Below are 18361 nucleotides of genomic sequence, written 5' to 3'. Positions count from 1 at the left end.
CGACGCCTCGGACACCGCGTGGGAGCTGTGCTCAACCTGGGTCAGAGAGGTGCGGAAGGCTTGCACCATGTGGTTGAAGCCATTACTCACGTCGGCCATTTCATCCTTGCCGCGCACCTGCACCTGAGCGGTGAGGTCGCCCTGGGCGATTAGCCGGGTAGCAGCGAGCACCTGGTCGATAGCGTTGCGCATCGAGCCATAGATACCGGCGAACACATAGGCCAACAGCAAGCCCATGCACACGAACATCACCAGGATCAGCGTCCGATCGGATACCCGTTCATCGGTGCGATTAGCCAGGACGTCGGCCAACTCTTGCTGCAGCACGTCCTGGGCCTTGTACAGATCGGCCACCACAGCATTACCCTTGGCCGCCAGGCTCTGCACACCGCTGATTGTGCTGTCGGTCTCAGCCAGTACCCGGTCGAGATCCGCGCGAAAGCTGTCCAGTGACTGCAATGCGCTGTTGATCGGCGCTTGCAGGCGGTCGGTCAGCGCAGGCGCGTTGCGGCGCAACAGCGTCAGGCTCTGCAGCAGCTCCTGGCGAATCTGCAACTCCTGCTTGAGCAAGACCCGCATGGACGAGCGCGTGCCGACGCTCAGCGGCTGGCCTTCACGCAGCCCGCTGGCCAGACCGCGCAACTGGCCGACGACGTTGATCTGCCGCGGCAGGCGCAGGGTGCTTTGGTCGATCATGAACAGCGAGTCGTAGTCCTCGTCCAGCACCATGCCGGAGGTGGCACTGATCAGATAAACGAAATTCAACACCTTACCGAGCTGCTCGTTCCATGCGTCGAACATGGCCGTCTGCTCAGCAGTCCCCTTGGCCTGGTCAATCAGCTGCTGGCTGTCTGCGCGCAAACGAGCAACGCGGTCGCCAGTTTCCAGGGCCGTTCCCAACTCACGATCAGTAGCCTCCAGCTTGGTGAACGCCTCCTGCAATTTCGACTGGTTTGTGGCGAAATCGCCTTGGGCGGTGGCATCGCCACTAAGCAGACGATTGGTCAGCGCGCGCTGCAGCATCGAAAGGCGCAATATGGGCGTGACATCCAGTAGGTAGCGCTGGCCGACCTGCTCATGGCGGATATTGTCGATGCTGGCGTTGATCTGATTGACAACGCGCAGCCCAAGCAGGGCAAGCGGAATTAGCACGATTATGGCGAGAATCGCGAACTTGACGGGAAAGCGAAGCCGACTGGTCAGGTGCATGGCAGGGGCAAGGATCATCATGGTTTTCTCACTGATCTCATAGGATCGGCTTGGTGTTTTATGGCGCTCACAGCGGCTCGTGTTTCAACCAGCCTTGTGCTCGTACTGTCTCGATGCGCCTTCGCAGAAAGGTCGCCACACCAGAAATGGCAATACGCCACTATTTGTGTATTGCTGTGACTATTGCCTCTGGAAATCGTTGCAACAAAATATTTCGCCAGCCGTAGCGACAGGAAAGCGTCTGGACAGCCGAGGCACTAGCCAGAAAACGCTGCACTCCCACGAGTGTCGGCGGCTTTAGGTATAACTTGACGATTCCTGTACAACTTTCTGTCCAACTCCTGGCTTTTCACGCTTCTAACGAGCGAAACGAAAGAGTCCCGCGCTGGACATCAACGTATCAACCTGGTCGATACCCACCATGCGCCGCGGGTACTCGAATAAGGGGCGTAATCGGGCTAGCCTCGCGTTCATATGCATTGCCCCATCACGCGCTAGCGAGGATTCGATGACCCAATCAACCTATGTCCCGCCAAAGGTATGGCAGCACCTGGAAGCTTCCGGCGGCCAGTTCTCCAAGACCAATCGCCCCACTGCCGGCGCGACCCACGCCAAGGAACTGCCGGTCGGCAAGCACCCCCTGCAGCTCTACTCCCTGGCAACGCCCAACGGTGTGAAGGTGACCATCCTGCTCGAAGAGCTGCTGGCCCTGGGGCACAGCGGCGCCGAGTACGACGCCTGGCTGATCCGCATTGGCGAAGGCGACCAGTTCTCCAGCGGCTTCGTGGGCGTCAACCCGAACTCGAAGATTCCGGCCCTGCTCGACCGCAGCGGCGATACACCGATCCGCGTGTTCGAGTCCGGCTCGATCCTCTTGTACCTGGCGGAAAAGTTCGGCGAGTTCCTGCCCAAGGACCCGGCTGGCCGCACCGAAACCCTCAACTGGCTGTTCTGGCAGATGGGCTCGGCGCCCTATCTGGGCGGCGGCTTCGGGCACTTCTACGTGTACGCGCCGGAGAAGTTCGAATACGCCATCAACCGCTTCACCATGGAAGCCAAGCGCCAACTGGACGTGCTCAACCAGCGCCTCGCCGACAATCGTTATCTGGCCGGCGACAGCTACACCATCGCCGATATCGCCGTGTGGCCCTGGTATGGCGAAGTGGTGCGCAACAATGTGTACGGCGCCGCCGAATTCCTCTCCGCCCACGAATACACCCACGTTCTACGCTGGGCTAACGAGATCGCCGAACGTGAAGCGGTCAAACGCGGCCGCCGGGTCAATCGCACCTGGGGCGACGAAGCCGAGCAGGTGCCCGAGCGGCACCAGGCTGCTGATCTGGCGTGAGGCGCTGAAAACCGGCTACCGCCAACCGCTCCGGTGACTACACCATCAAGCCCCGATGTCTCTCAGCATCGGGGCTTGGCTTTATCTGGCACCAGGATGTTCGTGCGGCGCATGATGGCGCTGCCGCTTATCGAGGGCTGTGGCTATCCCACTAGGCAATCTGCCATGGAATAATGCGTGCCCCAATTACCGCGCGCTTCGTACTGCGCAGGCTCCTCGCCCCGATGACAAAACCCGTCAGCCGCCATCAGAAATTTGCCGTATTACTGGCAGCGCTCCCCGCGATAACAGGAACCCTGTACTTCATCGTCTACCACGATTTCGCGCCAAATCCAGAGTTGTATTGGCCCTCGGTGATAGTAACGGCAGTGCTTACAGGCGTTGTTTTCGCGATTTTCTACAGCAAGTTCAAAAGCGGCTCTTGGGTGCTCGCCAAGCGACCAGAAAGCAGGAAGGAAAAATGGGTACTCTGGCTGCTTCCCCTGGTGTTTTACTTGTATGCCCTTCTCCACGTGTACATCGTGATCCCTAGAATCTACACGTCGCTATTCGGCACGGAGATGGTCATCAGCGAGGCGATCAAGGCCAGGGAAACGGAATATGGCAGGTATCGCACCTGCGATTACCAGATCAAGACCGAAAATCATCAGGCGTTTGGGCTGCACCTCTGCATAAGCCGAGAGCAGTACAACTCGATGCCTGACAGGGGCGGCATTGCCATATTGCGAATCATCAAGAGTCCAGCGGGCACACTCATCGAATCGGTGAGCCTGCCGAACCACCGCTGACCTGGTTGCCAGCAGTCGAACACCCAACCCCCTAAACAAAAATGAGTAAGCGGGGCAGGTGCCGTAGCGTCATCAGGCTGCAGATAGGGGTGGAAGCGCGGACAGAGCTGGCTATTGTGCCGCCCTGAAAGGCGAAGCACGATGCTGTTTGGCATCGGGCTTTTGTTTTATCCGGCAGGATCAGTGGCGTTTCGCCTGATGCCAACTAATAGCCGAAGCAGAATCTCACCAATCCGCAACAACCCCAAAACAATCCAACCGCGCAACCACCTGAACAAGACGCGCCCGGTGCCTACCGCGCCGATACTGATCCTAGCCCTTGCCCTGCAGTTCGACGCTTTGCGCCCGCGCCTTGGCGCCGCCGAGCATCGCCTGGATTTCGTGGGTCGCCTGGCGTGTGCTCTGCGCCAGCTTCTTCACCTCATCGGCGACCACCGAGAAGCCGCGACCTACTTCGCCGGCGCGGGCGGCTTCGATGGCCGCATTCAAGGCCAGCAGGTTGGTCTGCTCGGCGATGCCCTTGATGACGCTGACAACCTGGGCGATCTGCCCATACGTCTCTTCGTTGTGCTTGAGCATCTGCTCATGGGCGGCGCGGGCGCTGCGCTCATCGGAGATGTCGCGCACCGCACCGATCGCCCGATACAGCCGCCCCTGCTCGTCGCGCACCGCCCGACCACGTTCGCGAAACCAGATATAGCCACGCACCTTGTGGCGCATCAGGTACTCGATCACGTACTCGCCGCTGCCCGCCGGGTCGACGATCTCCCGCTCGAAGATGCTCGCCATCGCGTTCAGGTAGTCGGGATGAACAAGACTCGATTGGCTCTCCATGCCATCCGGCAGTTCGGCGTAGCTGTAGCCGACCAGCACCCGAAATTGGCTGGACAGGCGCAGCATGCTGGCCGGGTCATCGAGCCTGCCGTTGGCTATCGAGAAGTCCCAATACCCCTCGGTCAGCGTCGATTGGGCAACCTCCCAGACGCGCGCCTCGAGCTGGCACGCACTCAAGGCCTGCGCCTGCTGTTCGAGCTGCTGCTGCGCGCTCTGCACATCGAACTGCTGCTGATACAGCTCATCGAGCGCCTGCTGCTCACGCAACAACGCCTGATCCCGCTGCGCCGTCAGCGCCTGGATTTGCTGCTGCAGCACGGCGACCTCGTCGCGGCCACTGCGTAGCACCTTCGCCACCTGCTCGAGCGCAACGCCAAGCGGTGGGTAATCCTGCAGGGTGCTTTGCACGGAGGATGTTGGCTGCCCGGCACACAGGTCGGCCAGTTGCCGACTCAGCTCCTCAGCGAATTTACGTTCACGGCCACGGAAAAACATGACGACTACCCCGTTCGCTTTATGGGCGTTGCTGCTGTTGATATTGCTGCCTGATCGCTTGCCACTGCTGGTTGATCACCTGCGTCTGCTGCGCGCTGAGTGGTTCGAGAAAGTACAGGCGACGGCGCTCGCCAGGCGGCGGCACCAGCTCGGCGGACTGCTTGGCCAGCTCGGCCATTTCCGGCAGATCGCTGCGCAATGGGGCATAGAAATGCGTCGCCTCGCTGTTCAGGCGGGCGTTACGTGCATCGAGCATGTAGTCGATGAAGCGGTAGGCCAGCTCCGGTTGCTTGGCGCTTTTGGGAATGGCCCAACTGTCGACGGTCAACAGCCCGCCCTCTTGCGGCACCAGAAACTTCAAGGTCGAACGGCGAGCCGCCGCCTGCAGAGCGTGACCGCTCCAGGCCACCGACACACACAGCTGCCCCGAGGCCAACTGCTCGGTGTAGGTGTTGTTGTCGAGCGTGCGCACGGCGGCGGACTGCTGCAGCATCTGCGCGCCCACCTCGGCCAGCCGCCTTGGTGATGCGTCGAGCAGGCGCTTGCCCTGGAAATTCATCCATAACGAAAACATCTCTTGCGGCGCATCGACCCAGCCGATCCCGCAGCCCTTCAGCTGAGCGACGTACTGGCCATCGAACAACAGCTGCCAGCTGGCCGGTGCTGGCTTGCCTTGCTGTTGCTCGACGCGGGCCGCATCAATGACCAGCCCGACCGTCGACCACTGGTACGGCACCACATAACGGCCGGCCCCCGAAAGGCCGGCCAGGGACGCCATCAGCTTGGGATCCAGATTGCCGTACCGGCTCAACTTGCTCGGTTCCAGCGCCTGCAGCTGGTTCTGCTCGATCAGCCGCTGCAGTTGAAAGTGCGAGGGCACCACCAGGTCGAAATCGGCGCCGGCATCCAGCGCAGCGGACAACTCCTGGGCCAAGGTATAGGTCTGGTAGTCGACCGTGACACCCGTCTCGCGCTGGAAACCCTCCACCACCGCCGGGTCGATATAGCCCGCCCAGTTGTAGATTTTCAGCGTCTGCGCGTGAGCGTTTACGGCGCAACAAACGAGCACGGCAACTAGAAAGGTTTTCACTGTCCAGAATCCTGAAGTGGTCAGGCCCTAGCAATAACCCACCGAACCCGCCCCGTCTTGTTTCTGCATGCCGAACTCTTGTGCCGCCGTGACGCATTGCCGGCTCAAGCCAACAGGGTCACCAGAGCACTATGACGGCTTTGGCGTAGCAGCGGCAGGCGAAACCTGAACGACCAAGTTTGTACAATGCACGCCCGCCGGGCTCTGCTGAGAGGTCACCAGCACCCCGACCACCGAAACGAAAATGAGACCAACAAGATGCTGGCCATCGTCGTGGTGGCCTATGCCCTGAGCCCCATCGACCTGATCCCCGACTTCATTCCCGTTCTGGGTTATCTGGACGATGTGATTCTGCTGCCGCTAGGTATCTGGCTGGTCATGCGCCTGATGCCGGCGAGCGTGCTCCAAGAATGCCGCCAGCAGGCGGCCGAGCGCGAGCGCAATCGAACACCACGGCCAAAGAGCCTGGTTGCCGGCGCCCTGATCGTGGTGATCTGGTTGGTTGTCGCTGTTTGGTGTTGGCAAGCCGCCAGTCATTATTGGCGGCAGAACTAAAGCCCGGCAGCGTGGCTGGGCTTTAAGTCAGGAAGCTAATCAATCGACGTTTTTGTCGCCCTGCCCGCTTTCGCGCTGATCAGCATCGACAGCCCGCTCGGCCTCCGAGTTGACCGCCTCCTGCTCCTTCTTCGCGCCGTGCCCCTGGGTCGGGCTGTCTGCGGACGGGCCCTGGTACGGTTCGGCCGGGCCGTTTTTCTGTTCGACTGTCATGGCGGATCTCCCGTGTCTGCGCAGAACGCCTGCGCTTACATGTTGGTGAGACGCGGGATAGATGAAGTGCAGCCGGCTCGACGGACGGCAGCCGAGCTACAAGCCTTCACCCATCGGCCGCCACGAACCGCAAGCCAACTCCAGGCTCGGTGGCCAGCCAGCGCGGTGAGGCGGCGTTGTCGCCGAGACGCTGACGCAGTTTGCCCACAAGCACGCGCACGTAGTGCAGATCGTCGTCATGGGTCTTGCCCCAGATTTCCCGCAGGATCTGCGGCTGGGTCACCACGCGCCCGCTGTTCTTCACCAGCAACGCCAGCAGCGCGTACTCCTTGCGCGCCAGTTGCAGGCGCTCGCCACGCAGCAGCACCTCACGGCGGGCGAGATCGATATGCAGGTCGCCGTCGTCGTAGATAAAAGGTTCATTGCGCTCGCTGCCGTGCTGGCGCAGCAACACGCGGATGCGCGCCATCAGCTCCTGGGTGCCGAAGGGCTTGGTCACGTAATCGTTGGCGCCTGCGTCGAGGGCCGCGACCTTTTCCGTTTCGGCGCCACGCACAGTGAGCATGATCACCGGTACCCTGCTCCACTCGCGCAGCTGTTTGAGCACCCGGTGGCCATCCAGGTCCGGCAGGCCGATATCCAGCAGCACCAGGTCGGCGCCCTTCTGAGCCAGGCTGAGCAGGCCGCGAGTGCCATCCTCGGCCTGCTGCACCTCGTAGCCCTGGGCACGCAGGCTGATTTCGAGCAGGCGCCTGATCTGCGGCTCATCGTCGATGATCAGGATGCGCGCGCAGCTGGAAGCCGCTTCATTCACGCTCATCGGGTGCCTCCGGTGATTCGTCCGGTGCGAGCAGCGGGATGCTCAGGCGGATCAGCGTGCCCTGCCCGCCTTCACCGGCAAACGCGCTGACGCTGCCGCCATGGGCGCCGATCATGCCCTGGGCGATGGTCAGCCCCAGGCCGGTTCCCTGCTTGCCGCAGTCGCCGCGCTCGATGCTGTAGAACATATCGAAGATGCGCCCGCGCTCCTCCTCGGCGATGCCCGGGCCGCGGTCCTGCACGTCCAGTTGCAGGTAGCCCTCGACCTGCCGGGCGAACACCCGGATGCTTTGGCCGGCGGGCGAGAACTTGGCGGCGTTTTCCAATACGTTGAACAGGCTCTGTTCGATCAGTGCGGGATGCACCCACAACGCGGGCAGGTCCGCATCCAGCTGCAGGTCGACCAGGACCTGCGGGCGATAGCGGCGCAGCCGACCGGTCGCCGAGCCGACCAGCTCGTCGACGCCGATCCAGCTGCGGTGCAGGGTCAGACCCTCGTGGCCCAGGCGCGTCATGTCCAGCAGGTTCTGGATGTAGCGGTCGAGGCGCTCGCCCTCCTGCTGGATGGTCTGCAACAGGCTGAGGCGATCCTCCTCATTCATCGCCGCCGAATAGCTGATCAGGCTGCCGGCCGAACCCATCATCGCGGCCAGCGGCGAGCGCAGATCGTGGGACACCGACGACAGCAGCGCCGAGCGCAGGCGCTCGGTTTCATTGTTGACCCGCGCCGCTTCAAGCTCGGCGACCAGCGTGGTGCGCAGCGCGGCCTGGGCGATGTCCGTGCAGATCGCTTCAGCGAGGCGGCGGTTTTCGGTGCTCAGCTGCCGTTGCTCGGTGCTCTCCTGCAAACCGATGACGCCGATTGCCTGATCGTTACCCAACAGCGGCATGAACCACCAGGCGGCGCCGGCCAGGGTTTGCGTATGCCGGCCGGCCGATTGCCCGTGGCTCAAGGCCCAGTCGGCGGCGGCCTTGTCCAACTGAGCGAGCTGTACGCCGGGTGAGTGACTCTGGCGGGCGCCGACCTGCAGTGTGACGCTCGCCCCGAAAGCGCGTTCCAGGGTGTTACGCCCGGCCTGCAGCACCTGCTCCAGATCGGCGGCAGCGCTGAGCTGGCGGCCCAGGTGCTGCAGCACCGAGGCCTGGTTGTTGGCAGCGCGCAAGGTCAGCACCTGCATGCGCAGTTGCGAGGCGAGCCGCCCGGCCACCAACGCGGCGAGCAGGAACAGCACCACCGTGGTGATGCCCCAGGGCGCGGCGATGATCAGCGTGTAGCGCGGCTCGATGAAGAAGAAGTTGTAGGCCAGAAAACACAGAATGGCCGCCAGAATCGCCGCCGACATGCGCGTGCGCGCGGCCACCACGACCACCGCGACGATAAAGATCATCGACAGGTCCGTCAGGCCGACCCACTGCTCCGCCAGCCCCGCGAAGCCCGTCGCCACCGAGGCGCAAAGGCTGGCGTACAGCGCATCGTGACAGGACAACCAGCGTACCGGCGCGCCTGGCCGCCAGCGGGCCCGCGCCTGGGCGCGCGCATGCGGGGAACTGAGGATCACCAGCTCATAATGGGCGCCATGCTGCAGCAGGCGCTGGGTCAGAGTACGGTTGAACATGCGGGCGATAGGCCGCTCGCGGCTGCGCCCGACCACCAGGGTGGAAACCCCGTCATGGGCGGCATGGTCGAGCAGCGTGTCGGCGATAGCGTTGCCATGCAGCACCTGGGTATCGGCGCCCAGGTTACGCGCCAGGGCGAAGGCGCGGTCCAGTTCGGCCTGCCTGGCCGGATCGGGGTGCCCGGCGCGCTGCACGGTGACCACGCTCCAGGGCGCGTCGCGCAGCTCGGCAAGGCGCCGGCCGGCACGCACCAGGTATTCAGAATTGCCGCTGCCGTCGATGGCGATCAGCACCCGCCGGCGCAGCGCCAGAGCGCTGATGCCCTGGGCAGTCTGGGCTTCACGCAGGTGGTCTTCGATATGGTCGGCCGCCGTCTGCATGGCCAGTTCGCGCAGCGCCGCCAGGTTGGGCGCCGAGAAGAAACGCTGCAGCGCCTGTTCGGCCATCTCCGGCAGGTAGATCTTGCCCTGGTGCAGGCGCTCGATCAGCTCGCCCGGCGGCAGGTCGACCAGACGGATGTCGCGCAGCCGGTCGAGCACGGCATCGGGCACCGTCTCGCTGACCCGAATGCCGGTGATGCGGTGCACGATGTCGTTGAGGCTTTCCAGGTGCTGGATGTTCACCGTGCTGTACACGTCGATGCCCTTGTCCAGCAGCTCCAGCACATCCTGCCAGCGCCGTTCGTGGCGGCTGCCGGGCGCATTGCGATGGGCCAGTTCGTCGACCAGCACGATGCGCGGGAGGCGCTGCACGATGGCGTCCAGGTCCATCTCGTCGAGCCGGTGCCCCTGGTAGTCGACCTGCCGACGCGGGATCAGCTCGTGGCCGTCGATCAACGCGACCGTTTCACTGCGCCCATGGGTTTCCACCACGCCGATCACCAGGTCGACGCCTTGCTGGCGCAGCTCCCGGGCGCGGGACAGCATGGCGTAGGTCTTGCCCACGCCGGGCGCGGCGCCGAGAAACAGCGTCAGGTGGCCGCTGCCCTGGCGGCGCAATTCACCGGCCAGGGCATCGGCGCGTGCTTCACGGTTTTCTTGCATGGCCGCTACCTGCTGTGGGCTTCATCGAGTGCCAGGTTAAGCAACAGCACGTTGACCCTGGGCTCACCGAACAGCCCCCATTGCCGACCCTCGGTGTAGGCGCTAACCAGGGTCTGCACCTCGCCTGGCGACATGCCGCGCTCTCGCGCCACTCGGACGACCTGGATCTGCGCCGCTTCGGGGCTGATGTGCGGGTCGAGGCCGCCGCCGGACTGGGTGAGCAGATCGCCCGGTACGGCGCCCGGCTCGACCCCTTCCCGGGCAGCAATGGCGGGTCGCTGCTCGTCGATGCGTTGGCGCAGCGCCGGGTTGGTACGCGCCTGGTTGCTGCCGGACACGGCCATCGGATCATAGCTGGCGGCCGAGGGTCGCGCCTGGAAATAGCCGGGGCTGGTGAAGGGCTGCGCCACCCACTGCGAGCCGATCACGGTGCCATCGCGCTCGATGAGGTTGCCGTTCGCCTGCTCGGGAAACAGGCCGTTGCCGATGCCGGTGGCCACCAGCGAATAGCTCAGACCGAAGCCCAGCAGGCTGATCAGCGCCAGGACGCAAGCCGGACGCAGCAGATTGCCCTGGGGCATAGTCGTTTGGTTGGTCATCTCGTTCACCCTATGTAGTCGTCTATACGCCGATGGTTGCCGACAGCAGCATGTCGATCAGCTTGATGGCCGGAAACGGCAGCACCACCCCGCCGATGCCGTAGATCAGCATGTTGCGACGCAGCAGCGCCGTGGCATTGGCAGCGCGCACGCGCACGCCGCGCATGGCCAGCGGAATCAGCAGCGGGATGATCAGCGCGTTGAAGATCAGCGCCGACAGCACCGCATTGGTCGGGCTGGATAGCTGCATCAGGTTGAGCCCGGCCAGGGCCGGAATCGCCCCGGCGAACAGCGCCGGCAGGATGGCGAAGTACTTGGACACGTCGTTGGCCAGCGAGAAGGTGGTCAGCGCGCCGCGGGTGATCAGTTGCTGCTTGCCCACCTCCACCACGGCCAGCAGCTTGGCAGGATCGGAATCCAGGTCGACCATGTTGCCCGCCTCCTTGGCGGCCTGGGTGCCAGAGTTCATGGCCAGGCCGACGTCCGCCTGGGCCAGCGCCGGCGCGTCGTTGGTGCCATCGCCGACCATCGCCACCAGGTGACCGCGCTCCTGCTCCTGGCGAATGCGCGCCAGCTTGTCTTCCGGCCGCGCTTCGGCGACGTAGTCGTCGCCCCCCGCCTCGGCGGCGATGGCCGCGGCGGTCAGCGGGTTGTCTCCGGTGATCATCACGGTGCGGATGCCCATGGCGCGCAGCTTGGCGAACTTCTCCTGGATGCCGTGCTTGACCACATCGCTGAGCTCGATCACGCCCAGCACCAGGCGGCCATCGGATACCACCAGCGGCGTGGCGCCCTTGCGCGCGACCTGATCGACCAGTTCCTGCAGTTGCGGTGGTACCGAACCGGACATCGCCAGCACATGGCGGCGAATGGCATCGATGGCACCCTTGCGAATCACCTGACCGTCGCTCATATCGAGGCCGGACAGACGGCTCTGGGCGCTGAAGGGAATGAAGGTGGCGTCCTGCGGCGCTTCAGCGTTGACGCCGTTTTGCCGCGCCAGCTTGACGATGGATTTGCCTTCCGGGGTCGGGTCGGCCAGCGATGACAGTAGCGCGGCTTCCTGCAGGCGGCTGAGCTGCATGCCCGGCAGCGCATGGAACTGCGTGGCCTGGCGGTCGCCGTGGGTGATGGTGCCGGTCTTGTCGAGCAGCAGCACATCGACGTCGCCGGCGACCTCCACGGCCTTGCCGGACTTGGCCAGCAGGTTGGCGGACAGCGCACGGTTCATACCGGCGATGCCGATGGCCGGCAGCAGGCCGCCGATGGTGGTCGGGATCAGGCACACCAAGAGCGCGATCAGCAGCAGCGGATCGATCTCGATACCAACGAAAGCGGCGATGGCGGGCAGCGTGATCACCACGATCAGAAAGGTCAGGGTCATGGTGGTCAGCAGCAGGCCCAGGGCGATTTCGTTGGGCGTCTTCTGCCGGTTGGCACCTTCGACCAGAGCGATCATGCGGTCCAGGAAGCTGTCGCCCGGCTGGGCGGTGACCTCGACGATGATCTGGTCGGACAGCACCTTGGTGCCGCCGATCACCCCGGAGCGGTCGGTGCCAGACTCGCGCAGCACCGGCGCGGACTCACCGGTGACCGCCGACTCGTTGATGCTCGCCAGCCCCTCGATGATCTCGCCATCGGCGGGAATGATCTCGCCCTGCGCCACGATCACCAGATCGCCGGGGCGCAGTTCGCTGGCGGCGATGCGCTGCGGCTCGCCCCGCTCGCTCAGGCTTTTCAGGCGGCGGGCGACCAGGTCCTTACGTGCCTTGCGCAGCGAATCGGCCTGGCCGCGCCCGCGGGCCTCGGCCACCGCCTCGGCGAAGTTGGCGAACAGCACCGTGACCAGCAGCAGCAAGGTGACGCTCCAGCCGATGGCGGGCGTGCTCTTGCCCAGCAGAGTCAGCACGGCGCAGAGCAGCGTGCCGAGCCAGACCACGGCCATCACCGGGTTCCTGAAGGCGTTATTCGGCGCGAGCTTGGCGAAGGCGGCCAGTACAGCGCTCTTCACGCCGGCGCTGTCGAGCAGCGCCGGGCGTTTGGCCGCGGCGGAATGTTGGGTTATCTGAGTCATGGAAATCAGCCTCAACGGGTGATGAACTGCAGGTGGTCGGCCACGGGCCCCAGCACCAGCACGGGCATGAATTGCAGCAGGGTGAGGATGGCGATGATGGCCATCAGCGTCAGGGCAAAGGTCGGCGTCTCGATCTGCAGAGTGCCCGGCCCTTCCGGCGTTACCCGCTTGCGCGCCAGCATCGCGGCGATGACCAGCGGCAAGATCAGCGCCGGGTAGCGACCCAGGATCAGCGCCACCACGCAGGTCAGGTTCCACCAGTAGGTGGCATCGCCCAGCCCCTCGAACCCCGAACCGTTGTTGGCGAAGGCCGAGGTGTATTCGTAGAGCACCTGACTGATGGCATGGGCGCCGGGGTTGGAGTTGCCGGCCAGATCCGGCAACAGCAGCGTGAGCGCGGTGAAGCCCAGAACCACCAGCGGTTGCAGCAGGATCAGCACGGCCAGGCACTTCACTTCCGGCGCCTCGATCTTGCGGCCCAACAGCTCCGGGGTGCGGCCGGTCATCAAACCGGCTAGGAACACGCTCAGCAGCAGGTACACGAGAAACTGCTGCAGGCCACAGCCCACGCCGCCCCAGATCGCGTTCACCAGCATGTTGGCGATGGCCACCATGCCGGTCAGCGGCGCCAGGGAATCATGCATGGCATTGACCGAGCCGTTGCTGGTCTGGGTGGTCAGCGCTGCCCAGAGCGCTGAAGCGTCGACGCCAAAGCGCACCTCCTTGCCTTCCATCAAGGCGCTGTCGCTGCTGGTCGCCGAATGCCCCTCGGACCACAAGGCGATACCGGCGGACATCAGCGACATGCTCAGCATGCAGCCGAAGATCAGGGCGCTAAGCTTGGCCCGGCCGATCAGGCTGCCGACCATGAACACCACGCTCATCGGCAGCAGAATGAGTGCCAGGGTTTCCAGCAGATTGCTCAGTGGGGTCGGGTTTTCCAGCGGAACGGAGCTGTTGGGGCCATACCAGCCGCCACCATTGGTGCCCAACTGCTTGGCCGCGACCATGGCGGCGACTGGGCCGAGGGGTATCTTCTGCTCGCTCATCTGCGCGGCGCCGTCCAGCGGTTTAGCCAGCGGCCCGCCATCCAGAGTGGCAGGCACACCCTGCCAGGTCAGCAATGCCGAAAGCACCAGGCACAGCGGCAGGAACAGCCGCACCGTCGGGCGAATCAGATCCGCCCAGAAGTTGCCGACATCGGCAGCCTCCTCCCTGACCACCTGCCGGCGCCCACCAAACAGGCCACGCAGCGTCGCTACCACCAGCGCCAGGCCCATCATCGGCGTGGTCACCTGCAGGCCGACGATGGCAGTCATTTGCGCCAGGTAGGAAAGCTGCGCCTGCCCGGAATAGTGCTGCTGGTTGGTGTTGGTGAGAAATGAAACGGCGGTGTGCAGCGCCAGATCCCAGCGCATATTGGGCGCCGCGTTGGGATTGAGCGGCAGCCACTGCTGGGTCATCAGCATCAGCCAGACCAGCAGGCCGAGAATCAGGTTGCTCAGCAGAAAGGCGCCGGCGTAGGTCTTCCAGCCCATGCCCTGAGCAGGGTTTACGCCGAGCAGCCGATACAGCGGGCGCTCCACCAGCGCGAACAGGCGATCCCCACGCATCGGCGCGCCGCGCATGATGGCCGCCAGATAGCGCCCCAGCGGCCACGCCAACGCGATGGCCAAGCCAAAAACGAACAGAAATTCAGTCATGATCCGTGCCTGCGATGCCGAAATGGCGACGGAAGGATTGTTGGATCTATGGCTGTAAAGTCTCTATTGCGCTAAGGCCGAGATGCATAAATTAAACGTAAATAAAGTGGGTCGGGGGCTGCAATAAGGGTGATTGTTCTTCGCCAATTAATGCTGGCTGCCTGCGTTGCTTGCGCAACGTCGATCATGATGGGTTTTGCGAATACGGCTAACAGTTAATGAAGATGGCTGAGTCAACAGCCAAAATGGTCATTGTTTGCGACAGGCCTTGCTTCTTGCGGGGTCGTAGATAAGCAGGAATATCGTCGCTGCCAGCCCATCACTGCACCTTACGTTAAGGGCTGAATCCATCACCTTTACCGTTCACGCCACAAGTGCAAAGCCAACGCCAGCGAGATGGAAAACAGCGCGGCCAGATGGCCCACTATCACGATCGACGCAACCTTTTCCGGCTCCTGGGCATAGCGTTCGGCGAACATGAAGTTGAGCACCGCAGGCGGTAGCGCGCCAAAGATCAGCAGGATGTCCGTCTCGCGATCCGACAGGCCGAAGGCCAGACAGAACAGGTAGGCGATCAGCATGCCCGTCAGCGGCGTGGCCACCGCGCCGACCATGCCGATGCGCCACTGCGCGAAGGGCGCGGTGTTCAGGCGCACGCCGAGGGAGAACAGCATCAGGCCGGTGGACACGTCGGCGATGATCTTGATCGCAGAGAGAAAAGGCGGCCACATCGAGATACCCGACATGCTCACCAGCACGCCAGCGATACCGGCGATGACCACCGGCTCACGCAACAGGAGCCAGACCTTGGCATTGCGTCCGAGCCACCAGGTGGCGACGGCAAAGTGCAGGACGTTTTCCACCAGAAACAGCACCACCGCCGCCGGCAGCACCTGCTCGCCGAAGGCGAACAACAGCAGCGGCAAGCCCATGTTGCCGGCGTTCTTGAACATCATCGGCGGCAGCAGGGTTTTCGACGCATAGCCCAACCGGCGGGCGATGGGCCAGCCGAGCAGGCCGGAGCCGAGCACGATGACCAGGCCGCCGAGGGCGATCATCTGCACCTCGGCCAAGTCGACACTCTTGACCGCCAGCGCAGAAAAGATCAGCGCGGGCACGAAGATGCCCATGTTGACCTGGTTGGTGGCGATCATGTCCGGGCGATGCTTGCGACCATACAGGTAGCCCACCGCGATGACCGTGAACACGGGGAAAACGATGCTCACGATCTGCACGAACATGGAACAACCTTAGCCGCTGGCGATTAGAGGGGCTGGGCGACTCAGCCTTGCGTCGGTGTACCGTTGAGGGCGTAGTAGCTGCGGATCACCTGGCTGTCGTCAGCCCGCCCCTCGCCGCGCCCGGAGGTGGCCAGAAACAGCTGGTGCGCCACGGCGGCAATCGGCAACGCAGCCTGCGCGTCGCGCCCGGCTTCGAGGACGATGCCCAGGTCCTTGACGAAGATGTCCACCGCGCTGCTGACTTCGGGCTCGGCCTGCAACATGCGCGGGCCGCGATCCTTGAGCATCCAGCTCGATGCCGCTGAACCGCCCATGATTTCCAGCAGTACCGGCAGATCGACACCGACCTTGGCGGCGAGCGCAAAGGCTTCGGCGACCACCGCGATGTGCACGCCACACAGCAACTGGTTGACGGCCTTGACCGTGGCGCCCTGCCCGGCTCGCTCACCGACATGAAAGATGCGCTGGCCAATGCCCTCGAATACCGGCTGCACCGCATCGAAGGTGGCGCGCTCACAGGCTGCCATGATGGTCAGCGAACCGGCGATGGCGCCCGCAGTGCCGCCCGATACCGGCGCATCGACGAAGCGCCGTCCCGCTGCCCTCACCCGCTCGGCGATGCGTTCGACCGCAGCCGGTGAACAGGTCGCCATCAGGCAGACGATGCCATGCTCGGCCAATGCCTCCAGTGCGCCGTTGTCGAACAGCACCTGCTCGGCTTGGGCGGCATTGACCACCATCAGGATCAGCATATCGGCACCGCTGGCAGCAGAGGCGGCGTCAGCGGGCTGCCCGCCAGCCTCGGCAAGCGTGCCGAGCGCCACGGGGTTGAGGTCGATACCGCGCACAGCGTGGCCGGCGGCAAGCAGGTTCTTGGCCATGGGCAGGCCCATCGAGCCGAGCCCGGCGAATGCAATCGTCTTCATGAGAGTTCCTTGCAGAGCGCGCCCCCGGCATGAACCGGGGCGCATCGATCAATAGAGGGTGAAAGCCGGCACGAAGGAGACCAGGCCGAGCACGATGATCGCCACCAGGTAGAACGGCCACAGCTCGCGCACCACTGCCCCAACCTTCTCGCGGGAAATCGCCGAGGCGATGAACAGCGTGGTGCCCACCGGCGGGGTAAAAAGGCCGATGCTCAGGTTGACCACCATCATGATGCCGAGCTGGGTCAGGTCGAGACCGATGGCGTTGCCGATCGCGACGAACGTCGGCCCCAACAGCAGGATCGCCGCTGGCAGGTCGAGGAACATACCCACCACCACCATGATCAGGTTGAGCATGAGGATGACCATCCACGGCGAACTCAGGGTTTGCGCGGTCCACTCGGCCACGGCGGTCGGCACCGACTCGACGGTCAGCACATAGCCCACCAGGTTCGAGGCGGCGATCACCAGCATCACCACACCGGTGGTGATCGCGGTGTGTACCAGCGCGTCGTAGAGCCGGCGCAGGGTCAGGTCGCGATAGACCAGCATGCTCACCATCAAGCCATAAAATACCGCCAGCACACTGACCTCGGTCGGCGTGGCGATACCAGCACGCAGCAACACCACGATGAAGGCCGGCATCGCCAGCGCCGGTGCAGCAGCGATCGTCACGCGCAGTGCACCCTTGAAGGTGATCTCACTGGCCAGGCGCTTGAAGCCACGCAGACGGCCTGACAGGTAGCAGGTCAGCATGAAGCCGACGCACAGCAACAGCCCCGGTACCAGGCCGGCGAGAAACAGCGCAGCAATCGACTGGTTGGACACGGCGGCGTAGAGAATCAACGGAATCGACGGCGGAATCAGCCCGGCGATGGTCGCCGACGACGCGGTTGCGGCAGCGGCGAAGGCGCCCGGATAGCCCTCGCGCTTCTGCCAGGGAATCAGCATCGAGCCAAGCGCCGAGGCCTCCGCCACGGCCGAACCGGATACCCCGCCGAACACGGTCGAGCCGACCACCGTGACCTGGCCAAGCCCACCATGGAAGCGGCCAACCAGCATGGTGGCGAAGTCGATCAGGCGCTTGCCCAGCGTGCCGCCCATCATCAGGCTGCCGGATAGCATGAAAAACGGGATGGCCAGCAGCGGGAAGCTCTGCGTGGGCTGAAAGATCTTTACGATCGCCGCCACGCTGGGTATGCCGCCGACGGCGACAGCCGCGAGACCCGAGCTGATCAGCAGTGCATACCCGACCGGTACTGCCAATGCCAGCAACACGGCGAAGACCAGAAGCATCATGAGGGTCATAGGTCGTCCTCGATGTTGTGAGCACGGACGGCGAGCGGATCGCCGGCTTGCAGCAGATGAACCAGCGTGGTCAATGCGGTGAGGCCAAGGCCGACGAACCCGGTGATCATGGCCAGATAAGCCCATCTCGCCGAAATGCCGGTGACGGGGTAGATCTCGCCGCCGGTGATCTCGATCACGTCGAGACCGACCCAGGCCAGGTAGAAGAAGGTTGCGGTGATCAGCAATTGATGGCCGATCAGCAACAGTCGGTTGCCACCGCGCCCCAACCAGCCCTGGATGGCAGTGACGGCAATGTGCTGACCACGCTGGGCAGCCAGCACGATGCCGCCCATGACCAGCCAGGGAAACAGGATGTTGGGCATCTCGGTGGGCCAACCCATGCCCTGATTGGTCAGGTAGCGCACGACTACCTCGGCCATCAGCGCTACGAACATGGCCACCAGCGCCGCAATCACGACCGCCACGCTGACGACCACGATTGAGCTGTCCACCCACT

The 18361-nt window shown here is 63.9% G+C and carries 13 protein-coding genes and 4 pseudogenes; 3 read left to right on the top strand and 14 right to left on the bottom strand.

Annotated elements, in window-relative coordinates; all coding sequences use genetic code 11:
- Positions 1-63 precede the first annotated feature (63 nt).
- Positions 64-192, bottom strand: a pseudogene (locus tag PVA39_RS23550) (HAMP domain-containing protein); the annotation flags it as partial.
- Between the two features lie 1525 nt (positions 193-1717).
- Between PVA39_RS23550 and yghU the strand changes: the two are divergent.
- Positions 1718-2557 (top strand): glutathione-dependent disulfide-bond oxidoreductase, encoded by an 840-nt coding sequence (gene yghU / locus PVA39_RS19550; protein ID WP_274125455.1) that lies wholly within the window; start codon positions 1718-1720, stop codon positions 2555-2557.
- 173 nt (positions 2558-2730) lie between these two features.
- Positions 2731-3345 (top strand): hypothetical protein, encoded by a 615-nt coding sequence (locus PVA39_RS19545; RefSeq protein ID WP_274125454.1) that lies wholly within the window; start codon positions 2731-2733, stop codon positions 3343-3345.
- Between the two features lie 395 nt (positions 3346-3740).
- Here PVA39_RS19545 and PVA39_RS23545 read toward each other — a convergent pair.
- From PVA39_RS23545 to PVA39_RS19530, 3 genes and pseudogenes are all read right to left on the bottom strand, one after another.
- Positions 3741-3894 (bottom strand): annotated as a pseudogene (locus tag PVA39_RS23545) (methyl-accepting chemotaxis protein); the annotation flags it as partial.
- Positions 3895-3984: 90 nt separating this feature from the next.
- Positions 3985-4245 (bottom strand): annotated as a pseudogene (locus PVA39_RS19535) (PAS domain-containing protein); the annotation flags it as partial.
- A 448-nt stretch (positions 4246-4693) separates the two neighbouring features.
- Positions 4694-5764, bottom strand: coding sequence for an extracellular solute-binding protein (locus tag PVA39_RS19530; RefSeq protein WP_274125453.1), 1071 nt, complete (start codon positions 5762-5764; stop codon positions 4694-4696).
- A gap of 255 nt (positions 5765-6019) precedes the next feature.
- Here PVA39_RS19530 and PVA39_RS19525 point away from each other — a divergent pair.
- Positions 6020-6319, top strand: a pseudogene (locus tag PVA39_RS19525) (YkvA family protein); the annotation flags it as partial.
- A gap of 39 nt (positions 6320-6358) precedes the next feature.
- On the opposite strand, the gene PVA39_RS19520 reads toward PVA39_RS19525, so the two are convergent.
- From PVA39_RS19520 to PVA39_RS19475, 10 genes are all read right to left on the bottom strand, one after another.
- Positions 6359-6532, bottom strand: a complete 174-nt coding sequence (locus tag PVA39_RS19520; RefSeq protein ID WP_274125452.1) for a hypothetical protein — start codon at positions 6530-6532, stop codon at positions 6359-6361.
- 106 nt (positions 6533-6638) lie between these two features.
- A complete protein-coding gene (locus tag PVA39_RS19515) occupies positions 6639-7352 on the bottom strand; it encodes a response regulator (RefSeq protein ID WP_274125451.1) in 714 nt (237 codons plus the stop codon).
- On the bottom strand, positions 7339-10011 hold the full coding sequence (locus PVA39_RS19510) for a sensor histidine kinase (protein ID WP_274125450.1): 2673 nt from the start codon (positions 10009-10011) through the stop codon (positions 7339-7341). Before PVA39_RS19510 ends, PVA39_RS19515 begins: the two co-directional genes overlap by 14 nt.
- 5 nt (positions 10012-10016) lie before the next feature.
- Positions 10017-10610 (bottom strand): potassium-transporting ATPase subunit KdpC, encoded by a 594-nt coding sequence (kdpC, locus tag PVA39_RS19505; protein WP_274125448.1) that lies wholly within the window; start codon positions 10608-10610, stop codon positions 10017-10019.
- Between the two features lie 22 nt (positions 10611-10632).
- Positions 10633-12684, bottom strand: coding sequence for a potassium-transporting ATPase subunit KdpB (kdpB, locus tag PVA39_RS19500; protein WP_274125446.1), 2052 nt, complete (start codon positions 12682-12684; stop codon positions 10633-10635).
- 11 nt (positions 12685-12695) lie between these two features.
- Positions 12696-14387, bottom strand: a complete 1692-nt coding sequence (gene kdpA / locus PVA39_RS19495; protein ID WP_274125444.1) for a potassium-transporting ATPase subunit KdpA — start codon at positions 14385-14387, stop codon at positions 12696-12698.
- A gap of 356 nt (positions 14388-14743) precedes the next feature.
- The gene (locus tag PVA39_RS19490; RefSeq protein WP_274125443.1) at positions 14744-15628 is read right to left on the bottom strand and encodes an AEC family transporter; all 885 of its coding nucleotides are present in this window, start codon (positions 15626-15628) and stop codon (positions 14744-14746) included.
- Positions 15629-15669: 41 nt separating this feature from the next.
- Entirely contained in the window at positions 15670-16554 is an 885-nt protein-coding gene (locus PVA39_RS19485) for an NAD(P)-dependent oxidoreductase (RefSeq protein ID WP_274125442.1), read from the bottom strand.
- Positions 16555-16602: 48 nt separating this feature from the next.
- Positions 16603-17862: a TRAP transporter large permease gene (locus tag PVA39_RS19480; RefSeq protein ID WP_274125440.1), complete on the bottom strand. Its 1260-nt coding sequence runs from the start codon at positions 17860-17862 to the stop codon at positions 16603-16605.
- Positions 17859-18356, bottom strand: a complete 498-nt coding sequence (locus PVA39_RS19475; RefSeq protein ID WP_274125439.1) for a TRAP transporter small permease — start codon at positions 18354-18356, stop codon at positions 17859-17861. Before PVA39_RS19475 ends, PVA39_RS19480 begins: the two co-directional genes overlap by 4 nt.
- Between the last annotated feature and the right edge of the window lie 5 nt (positions 18357-18361).

Origin of the sequence: Pseudomonas sp. CNPSo 3701 (assembly GCF_028674975.1) — a bacterium.
GTDB lineage: Bacteria > Pseudomonadota > Gammaproteobacteria > Pseudomonadales > Pseudomonadaceae > Aquipseudomonas > Aquipseudomonas straminea.
The sequence above is the reverse complement of the archived record's forward strand: the minus strand, read 5'-3'. Positions and strand labels throughout refer to the sequence as shown.